16 protein-coding genes are annotated in these 18,439 nt (G+C 42.0%); 12 read left to right on the top strand and 4 right to left on the bottom strand.

What is annotated here, in order from left to right:
- Nucleotides 1-121: 121 nt before the first annotated feature.
- Nucleotides 122-1,441 (bottom strand): chromosomal replication initiator protein DnaA, encoded by a 1,320-nt coding sequence (dnaA, locus tag AC4PGZ_RS11970; protein WP_492158845.1) that lies wholly within the window; start codon nt 1,439-1,441, stop codon nt 122-124.
- A gap of 590 nt (nt 1,442-2,031) precedes the next feature.
- On the opposite strand from dnaA, the gene rpmH reads away from it, so the two are divergent.
- The 6 genes from rpmH (at nt 2,032) to AC4PGZ_RS12000 (ending at nt 5,717) form a co-directional block, all read left to right on the top strand.
- On the top strand, nt 2,032-2,166 hold the full coding sequence (gene rpmH / locus AC4PGZ_RS11975; RefSeq protein ID WP_492158846.1) for a 50S ribosomal protein L34: 135 nt from the start codon (nt 2,032-2,034) through the stop codon (nt 2,164-2,166).
- A 58-nt stretch (nt 2,167-2,224) separates the two neighbouring features.
- Nucleotides 2,225-2,587, top strand: coding sequence for a ribonuclease P protein component (rnpA, locus tag AC4PGZ_RS11980; RefSeq protein WP_492158847.1), 363 nt, complete (start codon nt 2,225-2,227; stop codon nt 2,585-2,587).
- Complete coding sequence (yidD, locus tag AC4PGZ_RS11985) at nt 2,553-2,777, top strand: membrane protein insertion efficiency factor YidD (RefSeq protein WP_492158848.1); 225 nt, start codon at nt 2,553-2,555, stop codon at nt 2,775-2,777. The genes rnpA and yidD overlap by 35 nt, the downstream gene beginning before the upstream one ends.
- Before the next feature lie 27 nt (nt 2,778-2,804).
- Nucleotides 2,805-3,503: a YidC/Oxa1 family membrane protein insertase gene (locus AC4PGZ_RS11990; RefSeq protein ID WP_492158849.1), complete on the top strand. Its 699-nt coding sequence runs from the start codon at nt 2,805-2,807 to the stop codon at nt 3,501-3,503.
- Complete coding sequence (jag, locus tag AC4PGZ_RS11995; RefSeq protein WP_492158850.1) at nt 3,503-4,240, top strand: RNA-binding cell elongation regulator Jag/EloR; 738 nt, start codon at nt 3,503-3,505, stop codon at nt 4,238-4,240. The genes AC4PGZ_RS11990 and jag overlap by 1 nt, the downstream gene beginning before the upstream one ends.
- A 67-nt stretch (nt 4,241-4,307) precedes the next feature.
- A complete protein-coding gene (locus AC4PGZ_RS12000) occupies nt 4,308-5,717 on the top strand; it encodes an MATE family efflux transporter (RefSeq protein WP_492158851.1) in 1,410 nt (469 codons plus the stop codon).
- Between the two features lie 67 nt (nt 5,718-5,784).
- Here the strand turns inward: AC4PGZ_RS12000 and AC4PGZ_RS12005 are convergent, their stop codons facing one another.
- Both AC4PGZ_RS12005 and AC4PGZ_RS12010 read right to left on the bottom strand, forming a co-directional pair.
- On the bottom strand, nt 5,785-6,276 hold the full coding sequence (locus tag AC4PGZ_RS12005; protein WP_492158852.1) for a hypothetical protein: 492 nt from the start codon (nt 6,274-6,276) through the stop codon (nt 5,785-5,787).
- Entirely contained in the window at nt 6,260-6,793 is a 534-nt protein-coding gene (locus tag AC4PGZ_RS12010) for a rhodanese-like domain-containing protein (RefSeq protein ID WP_492158853.1), read from the bottom strand. Before AC4PGZ_RS12010 ends, AC4PGZ_RS12005 begins: the two co-directional genes overlap by 17 nt.
- Nucleotides 6,794-7,065: 272 nt before the next feature.
- Between AC4PGZ_RS12010 and AC4PGZ_RS12015 the strand changes: the two genes are divergently transcribed.
- The 6 genes from AC4PGZ_RS12015 to AC4PGZ_RS12040 all read left to right on the top strand — a co-directional run bounded on the left by AC4PGZ_RS12015 (nt 7,066) and on the right by AC4PGZ_RS12040 (nt 16,644).
- Nucleotides 7,066-8,265 carry a M20 family metallopeptidase gene (locus tag AC4PGZ_RS12015; RefSeq protein WP_492158854.1) on the top strand — a complete coding sequence of 400 codons (1,200 nt, stop codon included), beginning with the start codon at nt 7,066-7,068 and terminating at the stop codon, nt 8,263-8,265.
- A 59-nt stretch (nt 8,266-8,324) separates the two neighbouring features.
- A complete protein-coding gene (locus AC4PGZ_RS12020; RefSeq protein WP_492158855.1) occupies nt 8,325-9,971 on the top strand; it encodes a M20/M25/M40 family metallo-hydrolase in 1,647 nt (548 codons plus the stop codon).
- Nucleotides 9,972-10,092: 121 nt separating this feature from the next.
- Nucleotides 10,093-11,622 (top strand): amidohydrolase, encoded by a 1,530-nt coding sequence (locus AC4PGZ_RS12025; RefSeq protein WP_492158856.1) that lies wholly within the window; start codon nt 10,093-10,095, stop codon nt 11,620-11,622.
- 13 nt (nt 11,623-11,635) lie between these two features.
- Entirely contained in the window at nt 11,636-12,784 is a 1,149-nt protein-coding gene (locus AC4PGZ_RS12030; protein WP_492158857.1) for an AfsR/SARP family transcriptional regulator, read from the top strand.
- A gap of 163 nt (nt 12,785-12,947) precedes the next feature.
- Nucleotides 12,948-14,333, top strand: a complete 1,386-nt coding sequence (locus tag AC4PGZ_RS12035) for an alanine/glycine:cation symporter family protein (protein WP_492158858.1) — start codon at nt 12,948-12,950, stop codon at nt 14,331-14,333.
- Nucleotides 14,334-14,511: 178 nt separating this feature from the next.
- On the top strand, nt 14,512-16,644 hold the full coding sequence (locus tag AC4PGZ_RS12040) for a sensor domain-containing diguanylate cyclase (RefSeq protein WP_492158859.1): 2,133 nt from the start codon (nt 14,512-14,514) through the stop codon (nt 16,642-16,644).
- Between the two features lie 44 nt (nt 16,645-16,688).
- Here the strand turns inward: AC4PGZ_RS12040 and ptsP are convergent, their stop codons facing one another.
- On the bottom strand, nt 16,689-18,404 hold the full coding sequence (gene ptsP / locus AC4PGZ_RS12045) for a phosphoenolpyruvate--protein phosphotransferase (RefSeq protein WP_492158860.1): 1,716 nt from the start codon (nt 18,402-18,404) through the stop codon (nt 16,689-16,691).
- Between the last annotated feature and the right edge of the window lie 35 nt (nt 18,405-18,439).

Consider the following 18,439-nt stretch of genomic DNA (forward strand, 5'->3'; position numbering starts at 1 on the left):
TTGTGGATAAGCGGTCCATTCAATTCCGGAGCAGCATTTACCGCTGGTAATAAGTCTGTGGATAAAAAATGCTTTTTTCATGCCTTTCTGTTGATAGAATTTCCTGAAAAAACTGCTTTATCTAGTTGTTTTTTATGTCATTTATGATGTTTTCTATCTTATCCTTAAGATCTTTGTTCTTCTTTATGTCATTGCTGATTTTCTCGTGCGCATGCATTACCGTAGTATGGTCTTTTCCGCCAAAGCTCTCTCCTATTTTAGGAAGAGAAAGATCTGTGAGCTCACGGCTGAGGTACATTGCTACCTGCCTCGGGAAGGCTATCTCTCTTGTCCTCTTCTTTAGATTGAAGTCTGAAATCTTGATGTTGTAGTACTGAGAGACTTTCTCTTTAATGAGGTCTACATTTATTTCCTTGTTTACCTTGCCGCTTATTATATCCTTTAGCGCTTCGCATGCCAGCTCATATGTTATCTCTTTGTTTGCAAGATCAGCATATGCGAATATCCTTACCAGGGCACCCTCGAGTTCTCTTATGTTGGACTTGATGTTTTTTGCTATATGGATAGTTACTTCGTCAGGAACGTGCTTGTTCTCTTCCTGAGCCTTCTTTCTAAGTATGGCAATCCTGGTTTCATAGTCCGGTGACTGTATGTCAGCTATAAGGCCCATTTCAAATCTTGACCTTAGTCTGTCTTCAAGCGTAGGGATCTCCTTTGGAGGCCTGTCGCTCGAGATTATTATCTGTTTGCTTGCGTTGTGCAGCGCATTGAAGGTATGGAAGAATTCCTCCTGTGTACTTTCCTTTCCTGCTATGAACTGTATGTCGTCCACCAGGAGCACATCGACATTTCGGTATTTATTTCTGAAAGCCTCATTCTTATCATCCTTGATCGAGTTTATAAGCTCATTTGTGAAATTCTCGGACGAAAGGTAAAGGACCTTCGCATTCGAATTCTGGTTCAGTATATAATGACCAATGGCGTGCATAAGGTGAGTCTTTCCAAGGCCTACGCCACCATATATGAATAATGGATTGTATGCTTTTGCAGGAGATTCAGCAACTGCGACACATGCAGCATGGGCAAATCTGTTGCTGTTGCCTATTACGAAGCTGTCAAAGGTATTCTTTGGATTAAGGTTGCTGCTTATCAGCTTTTCCTTCTGCACCTCGTTCTTGTTTGCTGCAGGTATTTCCTCCAGAGAAGTTATTACTGTGATGTTTATTGATTTTCCTGCTATGTCCTGGGCAAGAGATTCCAGCTTCTGTCTGTGATTGTTATCTATGACTTCCTTTATAAATGGAAGCTTCGTAAATAATATCAGCTCAGTCTCTCTGAGCGTCACAGGCTCGAGCTTGCTGAAAAAGGAATCAAAGAAAGTCTCTGACACTGTGGCCTTGAGCCTCTCTATTATTTTCTCCCAAAGTGTATAAGCATCCATTATTATCCTCCGTATATAATATTAACAACTTATCAACAAAAAATGTGGATAAGTCATAAAACAATTATAACAAATTTTTCCTGTTAAGTAAAACAGAATAAACAAAATAAATTATAAATTTGCTGTGGATTATTTCAATGCTCAAAAATAAAATAAAATTTACTAACAGACTGTTGATAAATTTATGAGGACAAATATCAGAATAAATTTGTTGATTTTTTAAGAAAAATCTTATATTTCACACAGAATTTATAATTGTCAAAAAGTTTATCCACAAAGTTATCAACAGTTGTGGATAAGACGGAAAAAAGATATCAACACATACTGGAAAAAAATGTGAAAAAGTCTCATAAAAATAACATCAGAAAAATAATCAGCTTTTATCAACAGTCTGTTATTAACTTATCCATAGGATCAAATACTGTATCAGCGGTTCTTTGTAAGAATTTTTATCAAAAAACGGCCCGTACACTACCAAGAAAAGCTTGACATAGTCGGCTTTAGAATATATAATATTTTTTATGATATGCGTAAATAGAGGTAGTCTCTATAAATAGAAGATGTACAATCAGGAAAGGCGGGTGGAAAAAATGAAAAGAACTTATCAACCGAAGAAAAGACAGAGAAAGAAAGAGCACGGATTCAGAAAGAGAATGAGCTCATCAAACGGTAAAAACGTTATAAGAAGAAGAAGAGCAAAAGGAAGAAAAAGACTAACTGCATAATATAAGGGCCGCGGGATGTTGTGGCCTTTTTTGTTATATATTTAGTCAGAGGTATAAAATGAACTTTTCAAGACTAAAAAAGGATTCTGACTTTAAGCGTGTATATAATAAAGGAAAATCTTATGGATGCAAGAATTTAGTTCTGTATTACTTGCCTAATGGAACGGATGAATTCAGAGTCGGTTTTTCGATTTCCAAAAAGGTTGGAAAAGCCGTAGTAAGAAACAGGATTAGAAGATATCTCAAGGAGAGTCTGAAATTTTATGAGCCGCAGGGAAAAGGCCTGGACATTATATTCATAGGAAGGGTAGCAGCCAGCGAATCTGATTTTCATGATGTAAGAAAATCTGCAGGATATCTGTTTAAGAAAACAGGTTTAAAGATATATGAAAAAAATATTAAAAAAAGTACTGATCTATAGCATAGAGTTCTATCAGAAATTCATATCTCCTCTCAAAAGGGTCCCTACATGCAGGTTCTATCCTACATGTTCAAGTTATGCCCTCGAAGCTGTTCAAAAGCATGGACCATACAAGGGAGGATACATGGCATTAAGACGCATATTGAAATGTCATCCATTTCACGATGGAGGATATGATCCTGTTCCATAACGTAACAATATAGACAAGGAGGAAGATTTGTCTACAATACTAGGTTTGTTATTAAAGTTCATTTATCAGGTAGTCGGCCATTACGGTCTTGCTATCATCGTATTCACTGTAGTAGTAAAGATGTGTCTGCTGCCGCTTACTGCAGCTCAGAACAGATCTATGGCTTCAATGCAGGAAATACAGCCAAAGATGGATGAAATAAAAAAGAAATATCCCGACAACAAGGATAAACAAAACCAGCTCATCATGGAGTTATACCAGAAGCACAAGGTAAATCCGATGATGGGATGTCTGCCAATTCTTATACAGTTTCCAATACTTATAGGATTGTTTAATGTACTTCGTGAACCGGTAAAATATGTATTCACAACAGAAGCAGCTTATGCAGCAGCAGATACAGGATTCCTATGGATCAAATCGATGGCAACGCCGGACGTCATAACTCTTGCGGGTATATCAATACCATTCATTCTTCCTATACTGGCTGCCATAACTACATTCTTTGAGTCATATATGATGCAGAAGGGCCAGCCAAAAAATCCGACTACATCCGTTATGCTGTATATGATGCCAGTACTGATACTTGTATGGGGGGTAAGCTTCCCTGCCGGACTTTCACTGTATTGGGCAGTATCAAATATATTCTCTATAATACAAAGAAGAGTTACCGCATACAGGAAGAATAATAAAGAGACAGCTAAAGGTGGCTCTAAGGGGGCTAAATAATGAATTATGTAGAAGCAGTTGGAAAAACAAGAGAAGAAGCAGTTGAGAAAGCTCTTAAGGAGCTTGGAGCAAAGCTTGAAGATGTAACAATCGACGTAGAAGAGCAGAAATCCAAAGGACTGTTTGGATTTTTGGCGAAAAAGGAAGTAAGGGTAAAAGTTACTCTTAAAGAAGCTGAAAAAGCAAGTGATGACCTTGAGGATTTCAGTTTCGCATCAAAAGGATTTTCGCTTGATGAAGACACAAGAGAAGATATAAAGGTTTCAAAAGAAACGGAAATAGACGAAAATTCTAAGGAAACAGCAAAAAAGTTTTTAGAAGATATATTCAGCACACTTGCAATTGATGCCAGCATAGACATCAGCGAGAAAGACGGATGCCTTTGCATAAGCGTTGAGGGAGATGATGCGTCAAGGCTTATAGGAAGAAGAGGAGAATCTCTGGATTCGCTTCAGATGCTTCTCGGACTTGCAGTGAACAGAGACAGAGATAAATATGTCAAAGTACTTCTGGATATCGAAAACTACAGAGCCAAGAGAGAGGAATCACTCATAAAATATGCCAACAAGATGGCAAGGCAGGCGGCAAAGCAGCGAAGAGTAATCAAGCTTGAGCCGATGAATCCATATGAGAGAAGAATAATCCACTCGGCGCTGCAGTCAGACAGATATGTTAAGACATACAGTGAAGGAAAAGATCCTTACAGAAAAATAGTAATAGAACCAAAATACAAATAAAATTGATTAAGGAATAACTGAAGTATCTTGCTTTGGTTATTCCTTTGATTTTATCAGGAGAAAATATATGACTTCAGAAACAGGTTTGACAGATAAAAACATTCAGAAAAAACACGTGAGCCCTATGGAAAGCGAAAAAATTTCCAGGCTTCTTATAAAATTTGCAATCCCGAGTGTGGTATCCATGGTGGTAAATGCACTTTACAATATAGTCGACCAGATATTCATAGGGCAGGGAGTAGGGTATCTTGGAAATGCAGCCACCAATGTGGCTTTTCCGCTCGTAACCATAACCATGGCAGTGTCGCTCATGACCGGAAATGGAGCGGCGGCCCTCTACAGCCTCAGGCTGGGAGCAAAGGACAGGCAGAGCGCATCGGACACGGTCGGCAGCGCTGTAGGCATAATGATAGTTACGGGAATGCTCCTGCTTATATCAGGACTGATGTTCTTCAGGCCGTTGCTGAGCCTTTTCGGCGCTACGGATGCCGTAATGCCTTATGCAGTTGAATATACCCGGATAATAATCATAGGACTTCCCTTCATGGTTGTGAGCACGGGGCTCAATGCCCTCATAAGAGCTGACGGAAGCCCAAAATACTCTATGTATTCGATGCTGGCAGGAGCCGCAATAAATATAGTCCTGGATCCGCTTTTTATATTCGTATTCGACATGGGAGTAGCCGGAGCAGCTGTGGCAACCATAATTGGACAGTTTGCCTCAATGCTTTTGAGCCTCAGGTACCTGAGTATGTTCAAAAATGTGATAATAAAAAGGGAGATATTCAGGATAAAGAAAGATGTAGCGAAAAAGATATTCTCTTTTGGAGCATCGAGCTTTGTCACTCAGATGTCCATAACGCTCGTGCAGATAACGATAAACAACACCATAAGGCATTTTGGAGCCATGTCTGTCTATGGGACGGATATACCGCTTTCTGTCATAGGAATAGTAATGAAGGTGAACATGGTTGTGACCTCGGTTATACTTGGAATAGCTATAGGCTCACAGCCTATATGGGGATACAATTATGGAGCAGGAAGATTTGACAGGGTAAGGAAGACATACAGGATATCCATAATGTCAGCTTCGGTATTCTCGATCACCGGATTTCTGGTATTTCAGATATTCACGCCACAGGTCGTAGGAATTTTTGGATCAGAGAGCCAGCTGTATAATGAGTTTGCGGTAATGGCATTTAGAATCTTCCTTTCTGGAATATTCGTGCTTGGTTTTCAGATAACCTCAGCTATATATTTTCAGGCCGTCGGGAAACCGCTCAAGTCGGCATTCCTGTCTCTTCTGAGACAGGCTCTGCTGCTTGCACCGCTTGCGTTCATACTTCCATCAATATATGGGCTTGAAGGTCTGCTCTATGCGGGACCTGTAGCGGACATAACATCATCTGTGGTTACGGCCGGCTTCATACTGTATGAAATGAGGAAGATGAAGAGAATGGATAAGGTTATAGAATAGCATTTAATTAATATAAGCTTGCAGATAAAAATACCAGGGCACTTTTGTGTGTGCCCTGGTATTTTTGTCATGATATCAGCTCTACCGTAAACCCATCTGTAGCTTCCCCGTCAGCAGACAGCATGGTTATTCTCACATCTTCTCTTACGAACTTGAATTTCGAATCTCCGTCATTTTCAAAACCATGCTCATAGAGGACATCAGCGCCTTCAGTGCACTTTATTCCAACAGGAATTGAATAGACTGTGCATTCAGGACTGCGGGAGGTAATCCGTTTTACGCACATAGCATCGATATCTATTCCGAGATTTATGTCAGGATCAGAATATGCATACTCATAACCTATTATGCAGGGACTCTTCTCAAAATCCTCTCCGAGCAGCTCTAGGACGGCTTTCTCGTCCATTCCAAGCTGTATATCAGAAATGCCTATATTGCTGTTTACTTCTTCTGCGGTTTCAGAGAGCTCAGGTGCTGAGCCGCATCCATTGAGAAATAGCATGCACAGCATAAGTACGAATGCCAGTGAAAGAAGGCTCAGCTTATTTTTCCGCTTCATATCCAGCGTTCTCCCAGGCCACTATACCTCCTGGACATCTGTATACATTGTTATATCCGAGTTCCTTGGCAATGACTGCTCCGACGTCGCTTCTTTCGCATGCAACAAATCCGCAGTACACAACTACAGGAACATCCTTGTCATCTCCAAGCAGCGCAGTAAAGGCCTCTCTCTGCTCTGCAGTTACATCAGCCATTCCTGTTTTTGGAAGTTCTGCATTTAGAGCTCCAGGAATACGTCCCTTTGCGTAGCTGTCTGCAGGCATGGTGTCAATTATTATCATCTCCTTGCCCTCAGTAACCCAGGCATTCAGCTCTTCTGTGCCTATAAGCTCATATCCTCCATTTTGCACTGTATCAACAAGTTTCATGGAAGCCTGCTCTATGGCAACTTCATTTCCGTCTACAGAAGTTCCTACAGAGTTAAGTGCAGAAGAACTGCCATCTCCGCCGCTGCATCCAGCTAAAACAGCAGCAGATATGACAAATACCATAGATAGTGTTAGTAGTCTTTTCATTAGTATATCCTCCCTTATTCATATAAAATATCCAAATAGATTATAACATGAAAATAATTGATGAATTAATAGAAAAATCCAATGGATTCAATAAGAAGATTCTATCTGAAAATTTTTATGGTAGAGTAAAAGTTTATATGTTTTAAGGATAAACATTTAAAATTGAAATAAACTGAAAAATAAAACGATTCAATAAACTCAGTATAAATATAATGATGTCATGAGTAAGTATATCCCTGAAAAATTTTTTCAAAGAAGAAAGGGTGTATTAAATGAATGAAATAAAAAAAGAAGAGCTCTACGACCTGCTTGCCAGCCTCATTAGGATACCAAGTCCATATTTTGAAGAAGAGAAGATAATGGAGTATGCCTTTGAATGGCTGAGAGACAGAAATGTTCCTGCCCGGATACACAGGTATCACGAAAAAGAGATAACTGACTTTAAAGGCATGAATGTAATCGGAGAGATAGACAGCAAAAAAGAAGGGCCGGTGATTTATTTCAACGGACATCTGGACAGCGTAAGACTGTGCAGCGGATGGACGGTTCCACCATATGATGCCATGATTAAGGATGGAAACATGTATGGCCTCGGAGCGCTCGACATGAAGAGCGGGTGCGCGGTTATAATGCAGGTGCTTGCTGAATTCGTAAAAAATATATCTGATTTCAGAGGAAAGATAATATATCATCTTGTTTCTGATGAGGAAGGTCCTTTTGGGCTGGGTACTACATATCTTATTAACGACAGAAAAATAGATACAGCTGATTTTGCGATAATAACGGAACCGAGTGCAGGATTTGCTGGAGTGGAGTCTCCATCTCTGTCTCTTGGAGCAAGAGGTGGATACAATTACAAAGTAAAGCTTTACGGCAAGTCATCTCACGCAGCAGCACCAGAGCTTGGAGTGAATGCGCTCCTGGATGCTGCAAAACTAGCATGCGAGCTTGAGAAGACTGATATGAAGAAGGACGACCGGCTCACAAGAGGCTCACACTGCCTGATAAGCATGAGCGGAGGAGGCCAGGCATGCAGTGTCCCTGATCATGCTGAAATAGAGATCTTCAGGCACACGGTAAGAGGCGAGAACATAGAAACCATAAAGGAAGAGATAAAACTGGCAGCTCAGAGAGCAGAGCTTTCGAGCTCATTCGAGATAGAGCTCAGGAGTTCCCCTGCAGAAGGCTTTGACGGCGGATTTGATCCTTATGTCATTGATGAAGACAATGAATATCTTGCTATCCTGAGAGCATCAATAAAAAGGGTATGCGACAGAGATGCCAGCATAACCTATTTCAGGAGCATAGGCGACTTCAACCATATAGGTGGAAAGCTCGGGATACCTGCTGTTATATTCGGGCCGGAAGGAAAGAACTATCACGCGGCCGATGAATATGTAAAGCTCGAGTCTGTATGGGAGAGCGCTCAGAGCATATATGATTTTCTTGTGAGCACGCTTTCGGTAAAGTAAGTATTGATGTGATGAACATTTGATAATTTATTCGATTTTTTAAACAGGAGGAGAACTAAATGAAGATGTCAAGGAGCAAGAGGATAGAAGAAATCGCGGTAACGCTTACAGAGCAGCTGAGCATAGCCGAGACGGCCGGAGAGATAGATGCGGCAGACAAGATGCATGAGATATTCTCAGAGATGGCGTATTACAGAGACAATCCCCAGGACCTCAGATTCATAGATGTGCCAGGAGACAAGCTCGGCAGGAAGAGCGTGATGGCGCTGATGAGAGGGAAAAAATCAGACAGCAGAAAAACCGTAGTAATGATAGGCCACATAGATACTGTAGGAACCTCAGACTATGGCTCTCTCAAAGAATATGCGCACAGGCCATATGAGCTCACAGAAAAATTCAGGGAGATAGAGCTGCCTGAAGAGGTAAGAAAAGATCTTGAGTCAGGAGAGTATCTGTTTGGAAGAGGGCTCTTTGACATGAAGACGGGAGATGCCATACTAATGGCAATCATGGAGGAAATCTCTGAGGACATAGAGAATTTTTCAGGAAACCTAATATTCTGCGGAGTATGCGATGAGGAGGCAAACAGCGGCGGGATGCTGTCATGCGTTCCTGAGCTCGTAAAGCTTCAGGAAGATGAAGGCTTTGAATATACGGCGCTTCTTGATACAGATTACATGACATCCGAGTATGAGGGAGACGAGAACAAGTATGTTTATATAGGTACGGTAGGAAAGCTGATGCCTTCATTCTTCATAGTAGGTAAGGAGACTCACGTAGGAGAGTCGTTCAAAGGTCTTGATCCAAACCAGATTTCGGCAGCCATCGTAAACAGGGTAAACCTGAATGTGGAGTACTGCGACGTAGCTGAGGGAGAGGTTTCGCTTCCTCCGATAACTCTCAAGAACAAGGACCTCAAGCCGGAGTATTCATGTCAGATCGCAAAGACTGCCTATCTGTATTTCAACTATGCCACACATACATCGACTCCTGATGAGGTAATGCTCAAGATGAAAAAAGCGGCGCTTGATTCATTCCAGTCTGTAATCGACAGCCTGAACAGCCAGTACGAAGCTTACTGCACAATGGCTTCAAGAGATCACAAAAAGCTTCCATGGGAAGCCAGAGTATTCTCATATGAGGAGCTGTACAACCTCGTAAAGCAGGAGCTGGGAGAGGAGCTTGACGAAAAGCTCAGCTCTTATATTGATACGCTTATTGAGAAAGAGGAATTTGACACGAGAGACAAGACCATGAAGATAGTGGAATTCGTACACAGCCTCTGGTCAGACAGAAATCCGGCAGTAATAGTATACTTCACTCCTCCATATTATCCTCACGTGTATGTTGAAGGAAAGACGGAGAAGGAAAAGAAGCTCCTTGAAGCGGTTGCAGATGCTGTAGAAAATACAGAGACAGACTACAAGCTCGTATACAAGAAATTCTTCCCTTATATATCAGACCTCAGCTATGGCTCGGCTCCAAAGGATCCTGTAATAATCGCGGGCATAAAGAATAACATGCCTGGATTCGGAAGGACGTACGACATACCGCTTGAGGACATGCAAAAGCTCGACCTTCCAGTGCTTGACATAGGAAGCTTCGGAAAGGACGCTCACAAATTTACTGAGAGAATAGAAAAGCGATATTCGTTTGAAGTAGCTCCGGAGCTTGTAGAAAGAACTATAAAGAACCTGCTTAAATAAGCAAATAAGATGGTTTCGCCCTTTGATAGGCGAAACCTCTTTTGTATTTCACGAAAACATTCACAAACATGAATAAATGTGAGATAATTTAGAAAACATGAATAAAGAGATGGTGAACTCAATGGAAAATAATATATTGCTTTATAATGGAAACTTCTGGAGATTTGGAAGCAAAGCCTATGATTGGATAGGAATAACAAATGGAATAATAACGGATGCCGGATATGGGGACAGCTATGTGAGCAGCATGGATTCATATTCGGAAAAAGAAGACATCTCAGGAAGGCTTGTGCTTCCTGGTTTTTATGACTGCCATGCGCATTTCGTCCAGACAGCCACAAAATATATAAGCCTTGATCTGATAGGATGCCGAAGCTACAATGACATAAGGGATAAGATAGAAGAATGGATAGACAAGAATCCAAGGACTACAATAATAAGGGCTTTCGGACTCGAAGTATCAAACCTTGAAGAAGGCTGCTATCCGACAAGAAAGATACTCGACGGATTCACTAAGGATTATGCCATATGGATAAACAGCAGGGATTTCCACTGCAGCATACTGAACACTAGGGCATTTCATGAGCTCAAGGTTCCGCTTGCGATGGAAGGGGTTGAGTATGATGACAATTCAAGCCCCAGCGGGAGGATATATGGAAAGGCAAATGCACTTACAAGGAAGAAGATAATACAGAGCTACAGCCCGTCGGACAGATACAAGTCCATAGTCGAGCTTTCCCAGAGGATCATAAAGAAGGGAGTCACCAGCATACATGTCATGGAAGGCGGCTTTGAATTCTACGAAAATGATGCAAGGGATATGAACAGATATAAGGATCAGCTTCCTGTAGACATAAACCTGTTTTACAGCACCATGGATTTTGAGAAGGTCGAAGAGATGGGACTGGAATGGATAGGAGGAGATGTATACCTCGATGGATCATTTACTTCCAAAAGTGCTGCGATATATGAAAAATATAATGACCATGAAGGAAACGGAGAGCTGTATTTCACTCAGGACGAAATAAACGAATTCATACTTAAGAGCTATGAAAAGAATCTCAATACGACCATGCACGCCGTAGGAGACAGGGCTCTTGAATGCCTTATAACCGCACACGAGCATGCTTCTTCGATATATCCCGTCAGCAGCCTGAGGCACAGGGTAGAACATGCGGAGCTGGCCTCTGATTCCCAGATAGAAAGAGCTTCGAGGATTGGGCTCATATTCTCGATGCAGCCGGCATATGAATACATGTTCGGAGGACCCGGAAAGATGTATGAAAGAAGGCTTGGAAAAAGATACAGAGAGACGAATCAGTTCAGAAAGCTAACAGACATGGGCATAGTAATATGTGGAGGCTCTGACAGCGACCTTACCCCGATCGATCCTGTACTTGGAATACATGCGGCGGTCAATCATCCGGTTGAGGAAAACAGGGTGAGCGTAGAGGAGGCAGTAAAATTCTTTACGATCAATGCCGCCTTTTCAGTAAAGGAAGAAAAGCGCAAGGGGAGCATAGAGATAGGAAAGCTGGCAGATCTTGTGATACTGGATCGGGATATATTCAGCATTGCGCCCGAGGAGATAATTTCTGCAGAGATTTCAGCTACGATAAAAAACGGATTCGTAGTATACAGAAATTTTTAGGAGGGAGGAAAAAATGGGTACACTTAACATCAGAATGATGGGGAGCTTCTCGATTAATAACGACCGGGAAGATCTTTTTTCAAAACTGAGCTCCAAGTCGGCGGCAATAATTGCGCTTCTTGTATGCAACGAGAACCGCAAGATGGCCCGAGACAAGCTTGCATCAGTACTCTGGGCGGACAGTTTTGAGACGGCGAACTACAATCTCAGATATAATCTGTGGAACATAAAAAAAGTCATTCCATGTGACGATTCAGGAAATGAATTCATAATAAGCACCAAGGACTACTGCTGCATAAATCCGGACTACAGCTTTGAATGCGATCTCATGGCACTGGAAGGAATAGACCTGAAGGAAGGCGAAAAGGAAGATCAGCAGTTGATAGATAAGCTTATATTTGCCAGAAAAAATCTGAAGGGTGATTTTCTCGACCAGTTCTATATAAAGGACAGTGACGACTTTAATGAATGGGTACTGTTTCAGAGGGCCAGATATCAGAAGAAGCACATACAGTCTCTCAATCTTCTCCTTGATTATTATACAAGAGAAGGCATATATGAAGATGCAACGGAGATACTTGAGGACATACTGAGGGTAAACCCATATGACGAGGAGGCCTGCTACAGGCTCATGAAGCTTCATATAGAAAAAAACGAGAGGCATCTCGCCATCATGCAGTACAGGAAGTGCTACAATACGCTCAGGCAGGAGCTCAATATATCGCCGCAGAAGAAGATCAAGGATCTTTACATGACTCTCGTGGACAGTGAGGAAAGCTCAGACAAGCTCCGAAGAGAAAATGTGGTAATAAAAGTAAACGAATATGCAGATCCGGGCTGCGACTATATACTCATGAGCGAGCTTTCAGAAAAGCTGCTTGAGATATCGAGGAGAAATCAGGTGAGCGGAGCCTGCAAGAGATACTGGATGGATATATCTGAAATACAGCCGAGGGTACTTGACTACATAGAGATGGATTACAAGATAACTACAATAAAGGACATAAGGCTTTATAATTCGCTTAAGAACATTCTTTCATATCTTTCAGATGAAAAGAACATACAGATACTTGTGTCAAACAATGAAAAGATAGATTACAAATCAAGGCAGTTCCTCGGGATACTGGAGAGCAGCAATGTAGCATCAGTAAAATATATATAGGGACCATCAGGAAGGTTTAAAATTCGTTTAAATAAAAAAAAATCAAATACATTAAATTCAGAAAATTGCTTTTATTCCATATTATTCAAACATTACAAAAACTGGAAATGCATATAATGTAATTAGATATTATTTATCTTATATTAAAACAGGAGGTTATGTTATGAATGCATTTTTTGATTTGGTCATAGGTTTTTCAAACTGGCTCTGGGGAAACCCGATGCTGATCCTGCTCGCAGGTGGAGGTCTGTTTCTTACGTTCAGGCTGGGATTTTTTCAGTTCAGATATCTTGGATACATATTCAAACAGACTTTTGGAAAGATGTTCCAGAAGCCTGAGGACAAGGATGCAATATCCCCGTTTCAGGCAGCAACGGCAGCGCTTGCATCTACAATAGGAGCCTCTAATATAGTTGGGGTTCCGGTAGCGATTGCTTTTGGTGGTCCGGGAGCTGTATTCTGGATGTGGGTGATAGCACTTATAGGTTCGGCATCAAAATTCTCTGAAATAGTCCTTGGTATAAAATACAGAGAGAAAAATGAAGCAGGTGAATACGCAGGAGGTCCTACCTACTATCTTGCAAAAGGCTTCAAGAACAAGAAGATTGGTAAATTCCTTGGAATGTGGTTTGCGTTCTTCCTTATGATAGAGCTCATACCCTCAATAGCGACTCAGGCGGTTTCAGCTGTACAGACAGCAGGAACTATAGGTATTCCTCCTATGGTTACCGGAGTAGGAATGGCCCTGATAGTATTCATAGTAGTATTTGGCGGAATTAAGAGAATAACTCAGGTAACTGAGAAGCTGGTTCCTATAATGGCTCTTCTTTATATTGCAGGAGCACTTGTTATAATAGTTGCAAACATAACACATCTTCCGGGTGTAATTGCCCTTATATTCAAGAGCGCATTCACACCTGTAGCGGCAACAGGAGGTTTCGCGGGTTCTACGGTGGCACTTGCGCTCAGATGGGGAGCTGCGAGAGGAACATATTCAAACGAGGCTGGAATGGGTACAGCACCTATAGCCCACGCAACGGCAGAGACAGATCACCCTGTTCGTCAGGCTTTCTGGGGAATATTTGAGATAACTGTAGATACGCTTATGGTATGTTCAGTAACAGCATTCGTGGTTCTCATAACTGGAATGTGGGAGACAGTACCTTCAGCGGAGGCGGCTTCGATACCTGCCCTTGCATTTGGAAAGATGTTCGGACCTGCAGGAGGAATAATCGTAACAGTTTCGATACTTCTGTTCGTGCTTTCAACAGTAATAGTTCTCGTGTTTTACGGAGAAAAACAGGCAGAATTCCTGTTTGGATATAAATTTGCAAAGGCATGGAAATATGTATATGTAGTATCCATACTTCTTGGAGTATTCGGAGGAATAGAGTTCCTTTACCAGTTCCTTGACTTCTTCCTTGCAATGATAATACTTCCGAACATGCTTGCACTTATAGTCATGAGCAAGGAAGTAGTAGAGCTTAAGAATGAGTTCTTCACAAGCGAAAAATATTATCTTAAGGACATAAAGAAAAAGGCACAGTAAGCTGAATAAAGATTTAAACCACCTCAAATATGAAGACAGGCCACGGAAGTTAAAAGCCAGGGCCTGTTTTTATCTTGTTAGAATAAAATTACATAAAAAAGGGTATATGTTGCAAAATATGGATATATATACTGTAATAACGTCAATGATAAAATAAGTATTATCAGGGGGTATGCAGGTGAAAAAAAGGGATATTCTTGCAGAAATGGAAAAATTAAGGGGAAATCAGGACTACTGCATAGAGCTGTGTGATGCCATATTCAACATGCCTCAGGCGGAGTGCATAGAAATACTGGGAGAGCTTGTCGACTTTGCAAGAAACAGCAGGCTCGATTTTGCATATCCCTGGTTTCTGTACAAGATGGGGTGTTCGTTTTACAGCTGTTCAGAGATTGAGAGGGCTATAGACCTTCTTGAGGAGGCATGCAGGATATTTGAGTCAGAAGATGATGCAAGAGGGATGCTTAATGCATCTGTTGCACTCATTTCTGTCTATTCATGCTGCTTTAATTTTGAAAAGGCGATTGAGACAAGCATAAGGTCCATGGAGCTGGCTGCTGAGATAAATGACTACGAGGCCCTCAGCGTGCTCAAGGCTGACCTGGTCGCCATGTATATAGACATGGAGGATTATGAGCAGGCAAGATACCTCTCCCAGGAAATAGAGAGGATGTCATATATAGGAAGCATCAGCAATGACTTCATAATAAACCTTAATCGGGCCATATGCGAGATGAAGCTTGGAGATCTGGCTGAAGCGCAGAAATATATTGAAAGAGCGGATGTCCTCCTGAGTGACAGAAATATATCGCTCAGGTATATGCTTCTTCAGGAAAAGGCAAATCTCATGAAGTTAAGAGGACTTTATCAGGAGGCGGGCTTCACATATGAAGAGTCAGCATACCTTGCTGAAAAATATGGATTCACCTCAGGTCTTGCAGAGGTGCTTCTTGACTGGATGGATATGGACATGATGAGAGGACGTCATGAATCAGCTGTGAAAAAGGCGGATCAGGTTATGTCACTCATTGAAGATGACTGCAACTGCAGGCTTAAGAGAAAGCTATACAGCCAGATGAGCGCTCTGTTCAAGGCAAGGGGAGATTCTGAGATGGCGCTTTTCTATCTTGAGAAATATATGGAAACTGAGAAGATGATATCAGAGGCGCTCAAGTCTCCAAGCATGAAGGAGCTTGAAATAAAGAGGGCATCGGACAGGGCCAGCACATATATGGCTCTTTCGAGACAGAAGGACAGGATTTACGAGTCGCTCGGAAGAATAATGTCAAACCTGAATGAGGACGGAATATTTGCGGTGATTGCAGAAGAGATACAGGATATATGCAGCCCGGATATAATCCAGATAGTCAGCTATGACGAATCTGTCGCGGACTATGAATACAAGATCTCTGTCGAAAAGGGAAGAAGGCTCAAGGTAGACAATCTTCCTGTGGAAAGCAACACTTTTTCAGGCTACTGCATAAGAAACGACAGAGAGATATTCATAAGAGATATGGAAAATGAGCACAGCAGATATATAAACAACTTTGGAGAATATATAGAAGATGTGAGAAAGCTCCAGACAGGGATTGAAACTGAAGTCTCCGTTGAAATTCCAAATTCAGCCATATTCGTTCCCGTCAGATTTCATGGGAAGGTAACAGGCGTAATAAGCATACAGTCATTCTCAAAGGACGCATTCTCGCTTGAGGACCTGAGCACTCTCAAAGTACTTGCTGAGTACTCAGGCATAGCGCTCAACAATGCGCTGAGCTACAAAAAGCTCGAGCATAGCGCAAATCATGATTTCCTCACAAGCCTTCTCACCAGAAGCAGCATACTGAAGACTGGAAAGGAAATGTATGAGTGCCAGGAGAAAAAAAGATCAGATGACGGAATGTGCATACTCCTGATAGACATAGATGACTTTAAGCTCGTAAACGACAGCTATGGACACACAGTAGGCGACATAGTACTCAGAAAGGTAGCAGATATAATCAGATATTCCGTAAGATCAGATGACAAGGCAGGCAGATACGGAGGCGAAGAATTCATAGTTCTCATGAACGATGCGAGAAGAGAAGTGGCGCTTGAGGCTGCAGAGAGGATAAGAAGAAACATAGAGGATGATTCAATGACCATAGTAAAGCCTGGAGTCGAGCTGAGCGTCACTGTCAGCATAGGAGTGTCAGGTACCCGCTCTGGAGAAAAGACGGTCGATCAGCTGATAGAAGAAGCAGATGAGGCTCTCTACAGAGCCAAGGCAGAAGGAAAGAATAGAGTGTCAGAGTATTATAAGGACAATGAATAAAAAAAGACCACAGAGCCTTGAATGGCGCTGTGGTCTGATTTGTTTTAAGCATTACCATCGTATATTGAGTTTTCAGCAAGGAAAGCTATTATATCATCAGAAGTCTTTATCTTAAGCGCATCCCTGGACATGATCTGCATTTTCTCATAAGAGAGCCCGGAAATGAGCTTTCGTGCCTTGAGCATAGATCCTGCGCTCATAGAGAACTCATCCAGCCCCATTCCAAGGTAAAGCGGTATGAGTCGGCTGTCTGCGGCAGCTTCTCCACACATTCCGCACCATATTCCGTTGTCGTGGGCTGCGTCGATCACATTTTTTATGAGCCTCAGCACCGCTGGATTGAACGGATTGTAGAGTCCGGATATTTTTTCGTTCATTCGGTCAACCGCACAGGTATACTGGATAAGGTCGTTGGTTCCTATGCTGAAGAAGTCGACTTCGTCTGCGATCAGGTCTGCGGCTATTGCAGCAGAGGGAATCTCTACCATTATTCCCTTTTGCAGCTCATTTGAATAGCTTATACCCTCCGCATCAAGCTCACGCTTGCATTCCTCGAGAATCAGATTTGCGGCTCTTACCTCCTCGACGCTGGATATCATTGGATACATTATTCGAAGCTTTCCATATATGCTGGCCCGCAGAAGCGCCCTGAGCTGTACCTTGAATATCTCGGGCCTGTCCAGGAATATCCTCATTGCGCGATAGCCAAGAAAAGGATTTGTCTCCTCCGGGATTGAAAGGTATGGAAGGTTCTTGTCCCCGCCTATATCGAGCGTACGTATTATCACGGGTCTTTCTCCCATGGTTTCAAGTACTATCCTGTATGCCTGAAACTGCTCTTCCTCCGTTGGCATGGACGGCCTGTCCATGTAAAGGAATTCGGTTCGATAAAGCCCTATGCCCTCCGCCCCGTATTCATTAGCTCTTAGAGCATCGGAAGGATTTCCTATGTTTGCGCATATCTCAACCTTCCTGCCGTCTGAAGATACTGAATGCCTGTCCCTGAATACAGACAGAAGCTCTTTTTCCTTCTGAAGCTTTACGGCCTTCATGGAGTAAATATCTATGATTTCATCATCCGGACTTATCAGGACTGTGCCTTCTGAGCCGTCAAAGCAGACTCTGTCTCCATGCTGCACGGATGAGGTTATGTTTCCAAGGCCCAGTATTGCAGGGATCTCAAGCGATCTTGCCATTATTGCCGCATGAGATGTCCTTCCTCCTATATCTGTCAGGAATCCAAGCACCATGTCTTTTTTCATCTGAGCCGTATCTGAAGGGGTTATATCATGTGCAACTATTATTACCGGTTCTTTTATGGATCTGAGGGAATGGATTTCTCTTCCCAGCATGTTCATTATGAGTCTGTAGCCTATGTCGGTTATGTCTTCGGATCGTTCCTTCATGTAGTCATTTTTCATTCCCCGGAACATATCAGCAAAAAACCTGAGGGTCTCATCAGCTGCAGATACAGCGTCCTGTTTTCCGGTCTCTATTTTGAGGCGAATTGCATCTATGAGCTCAGTATCTTCAAGAATCATGATGTGAGAATCAAGAATAAGGCTCACATTTTCATCAGATTCAGACTGAATGGCCTTAAGCTGAGATATGGATTTTTTGAGAGCATTATCAAGAATCCCCAGCTGAGAGCTGATTTCGGACTCCGGAATAACGGTTCTCATTATAACGGGGATTTCCTTTTTAAGAAGAAGTACCCGGCCAATTGCAATTCCATCCGAAGCGGCGATACCTTTTAGCATATATAGTCTCCTTAATTTTACAACTTTGTTGAAAC

This window comes from Proteocatella sp. QWL-06 (genome assembly GCF_058684135.1).

Bases quoted from the DNA above. Each gene is read 5' to 3' on its own strand.
- dnaA (WP_492158845.1), bottom strand. From the start codon at position 1,441: ATGGATGCTTATACACTTTGGGAGAAAATAATAGAGAGGCTCAAGGCC.
- rpmH (WP_492158846.1), top strand. From the start codon at position 2,032: ATGAAAAGAACTTATCAACCGAAGAAAAGACAGAGAAAGAAAGAGCAC.
- rnpA (WP_492158847.1), top strand. From the start codon at position 2,225: ATGAACTTTTCAAGACTAAAAAAGGATTCTGACTTTAAGCGTGTATAT.
- yidD (WP_492158848.1), top strand. From the start codon at position 2,553: ATGAAAAAAATATTAAAAAAAGTACTGATCTATAGCATAGAGTTCTAT.
- jag (WP_492158850.1), top strand. From the start codon at position 3,503: ATGAATTATGTAGAAGCAGTTGGAAAAACAAGAGAAGAAGCAGTTGAG.
- AC4PGZ_RS12000 (WP_492158851.1), top strand. From the start codon at position 4,308: ATGACTTCAGAAACAGGTTTGACAGATAAAAACATTCAGAAAAAACAC.
- AC4PGZ_RS12005 (WP_492158852.1), bottom strand. From the start codon at position 6,276: ATGAAGCGGAAAAATAAGCTGAGCCTTCTTTCACTGGCATTCGTACTT.
- AC4PGZ_RS12010 (WP_492158853.1), bottom strand. From the start codon at position 6,793: ATGAAAAGACTACTAACACTATCTATGGTATTTGTCATATCTGCTGCT.
- AC4PGZ_RS12015 (WP_492158854.1), top strand. From the start codon at position 7,066: ATGAATGAAATAAAAAAAGAAGAGCTCTACGACCTGCTTGCCAGCCTC.
- AC4PGZ_RS12020 (WP_492158855.1), top strand. From the start codon at position 8,325: ATGAAGATGTCAAGGAGCAAGAGGATAGAAGAAATCGCGGTAACGCTT.
- AC4PGZ_RS12025 (WP_492158856.1), top strand. From the start codon at position 10,093: ATGGAAAATAATATATTGCTTTATAATGGAAACTTCTGGAGATTTGGA.
- AC4PGZ_RS12030 (WP_492158857.1), top strand. From the start codon at position 11,636: ATGGGTACACTTAACATCAGAATGATGGGGAGCTTCTCGATTAATAAC.
- AC4PGZ_RS12035 (WP_492158858.1), top strand. From the start codon at position 12,948: ATGAATGCATTTTTTGATTTGGTCATAGGTTTTTCAAACTGGCTCTGG.
- ptsP (WP_492158860.1), bottom strand. From the start codon at position 18,404: ATGCTAAAAGGTATCGCCGCTTCGGATGGAATTGCAATTGGCCGGGTA.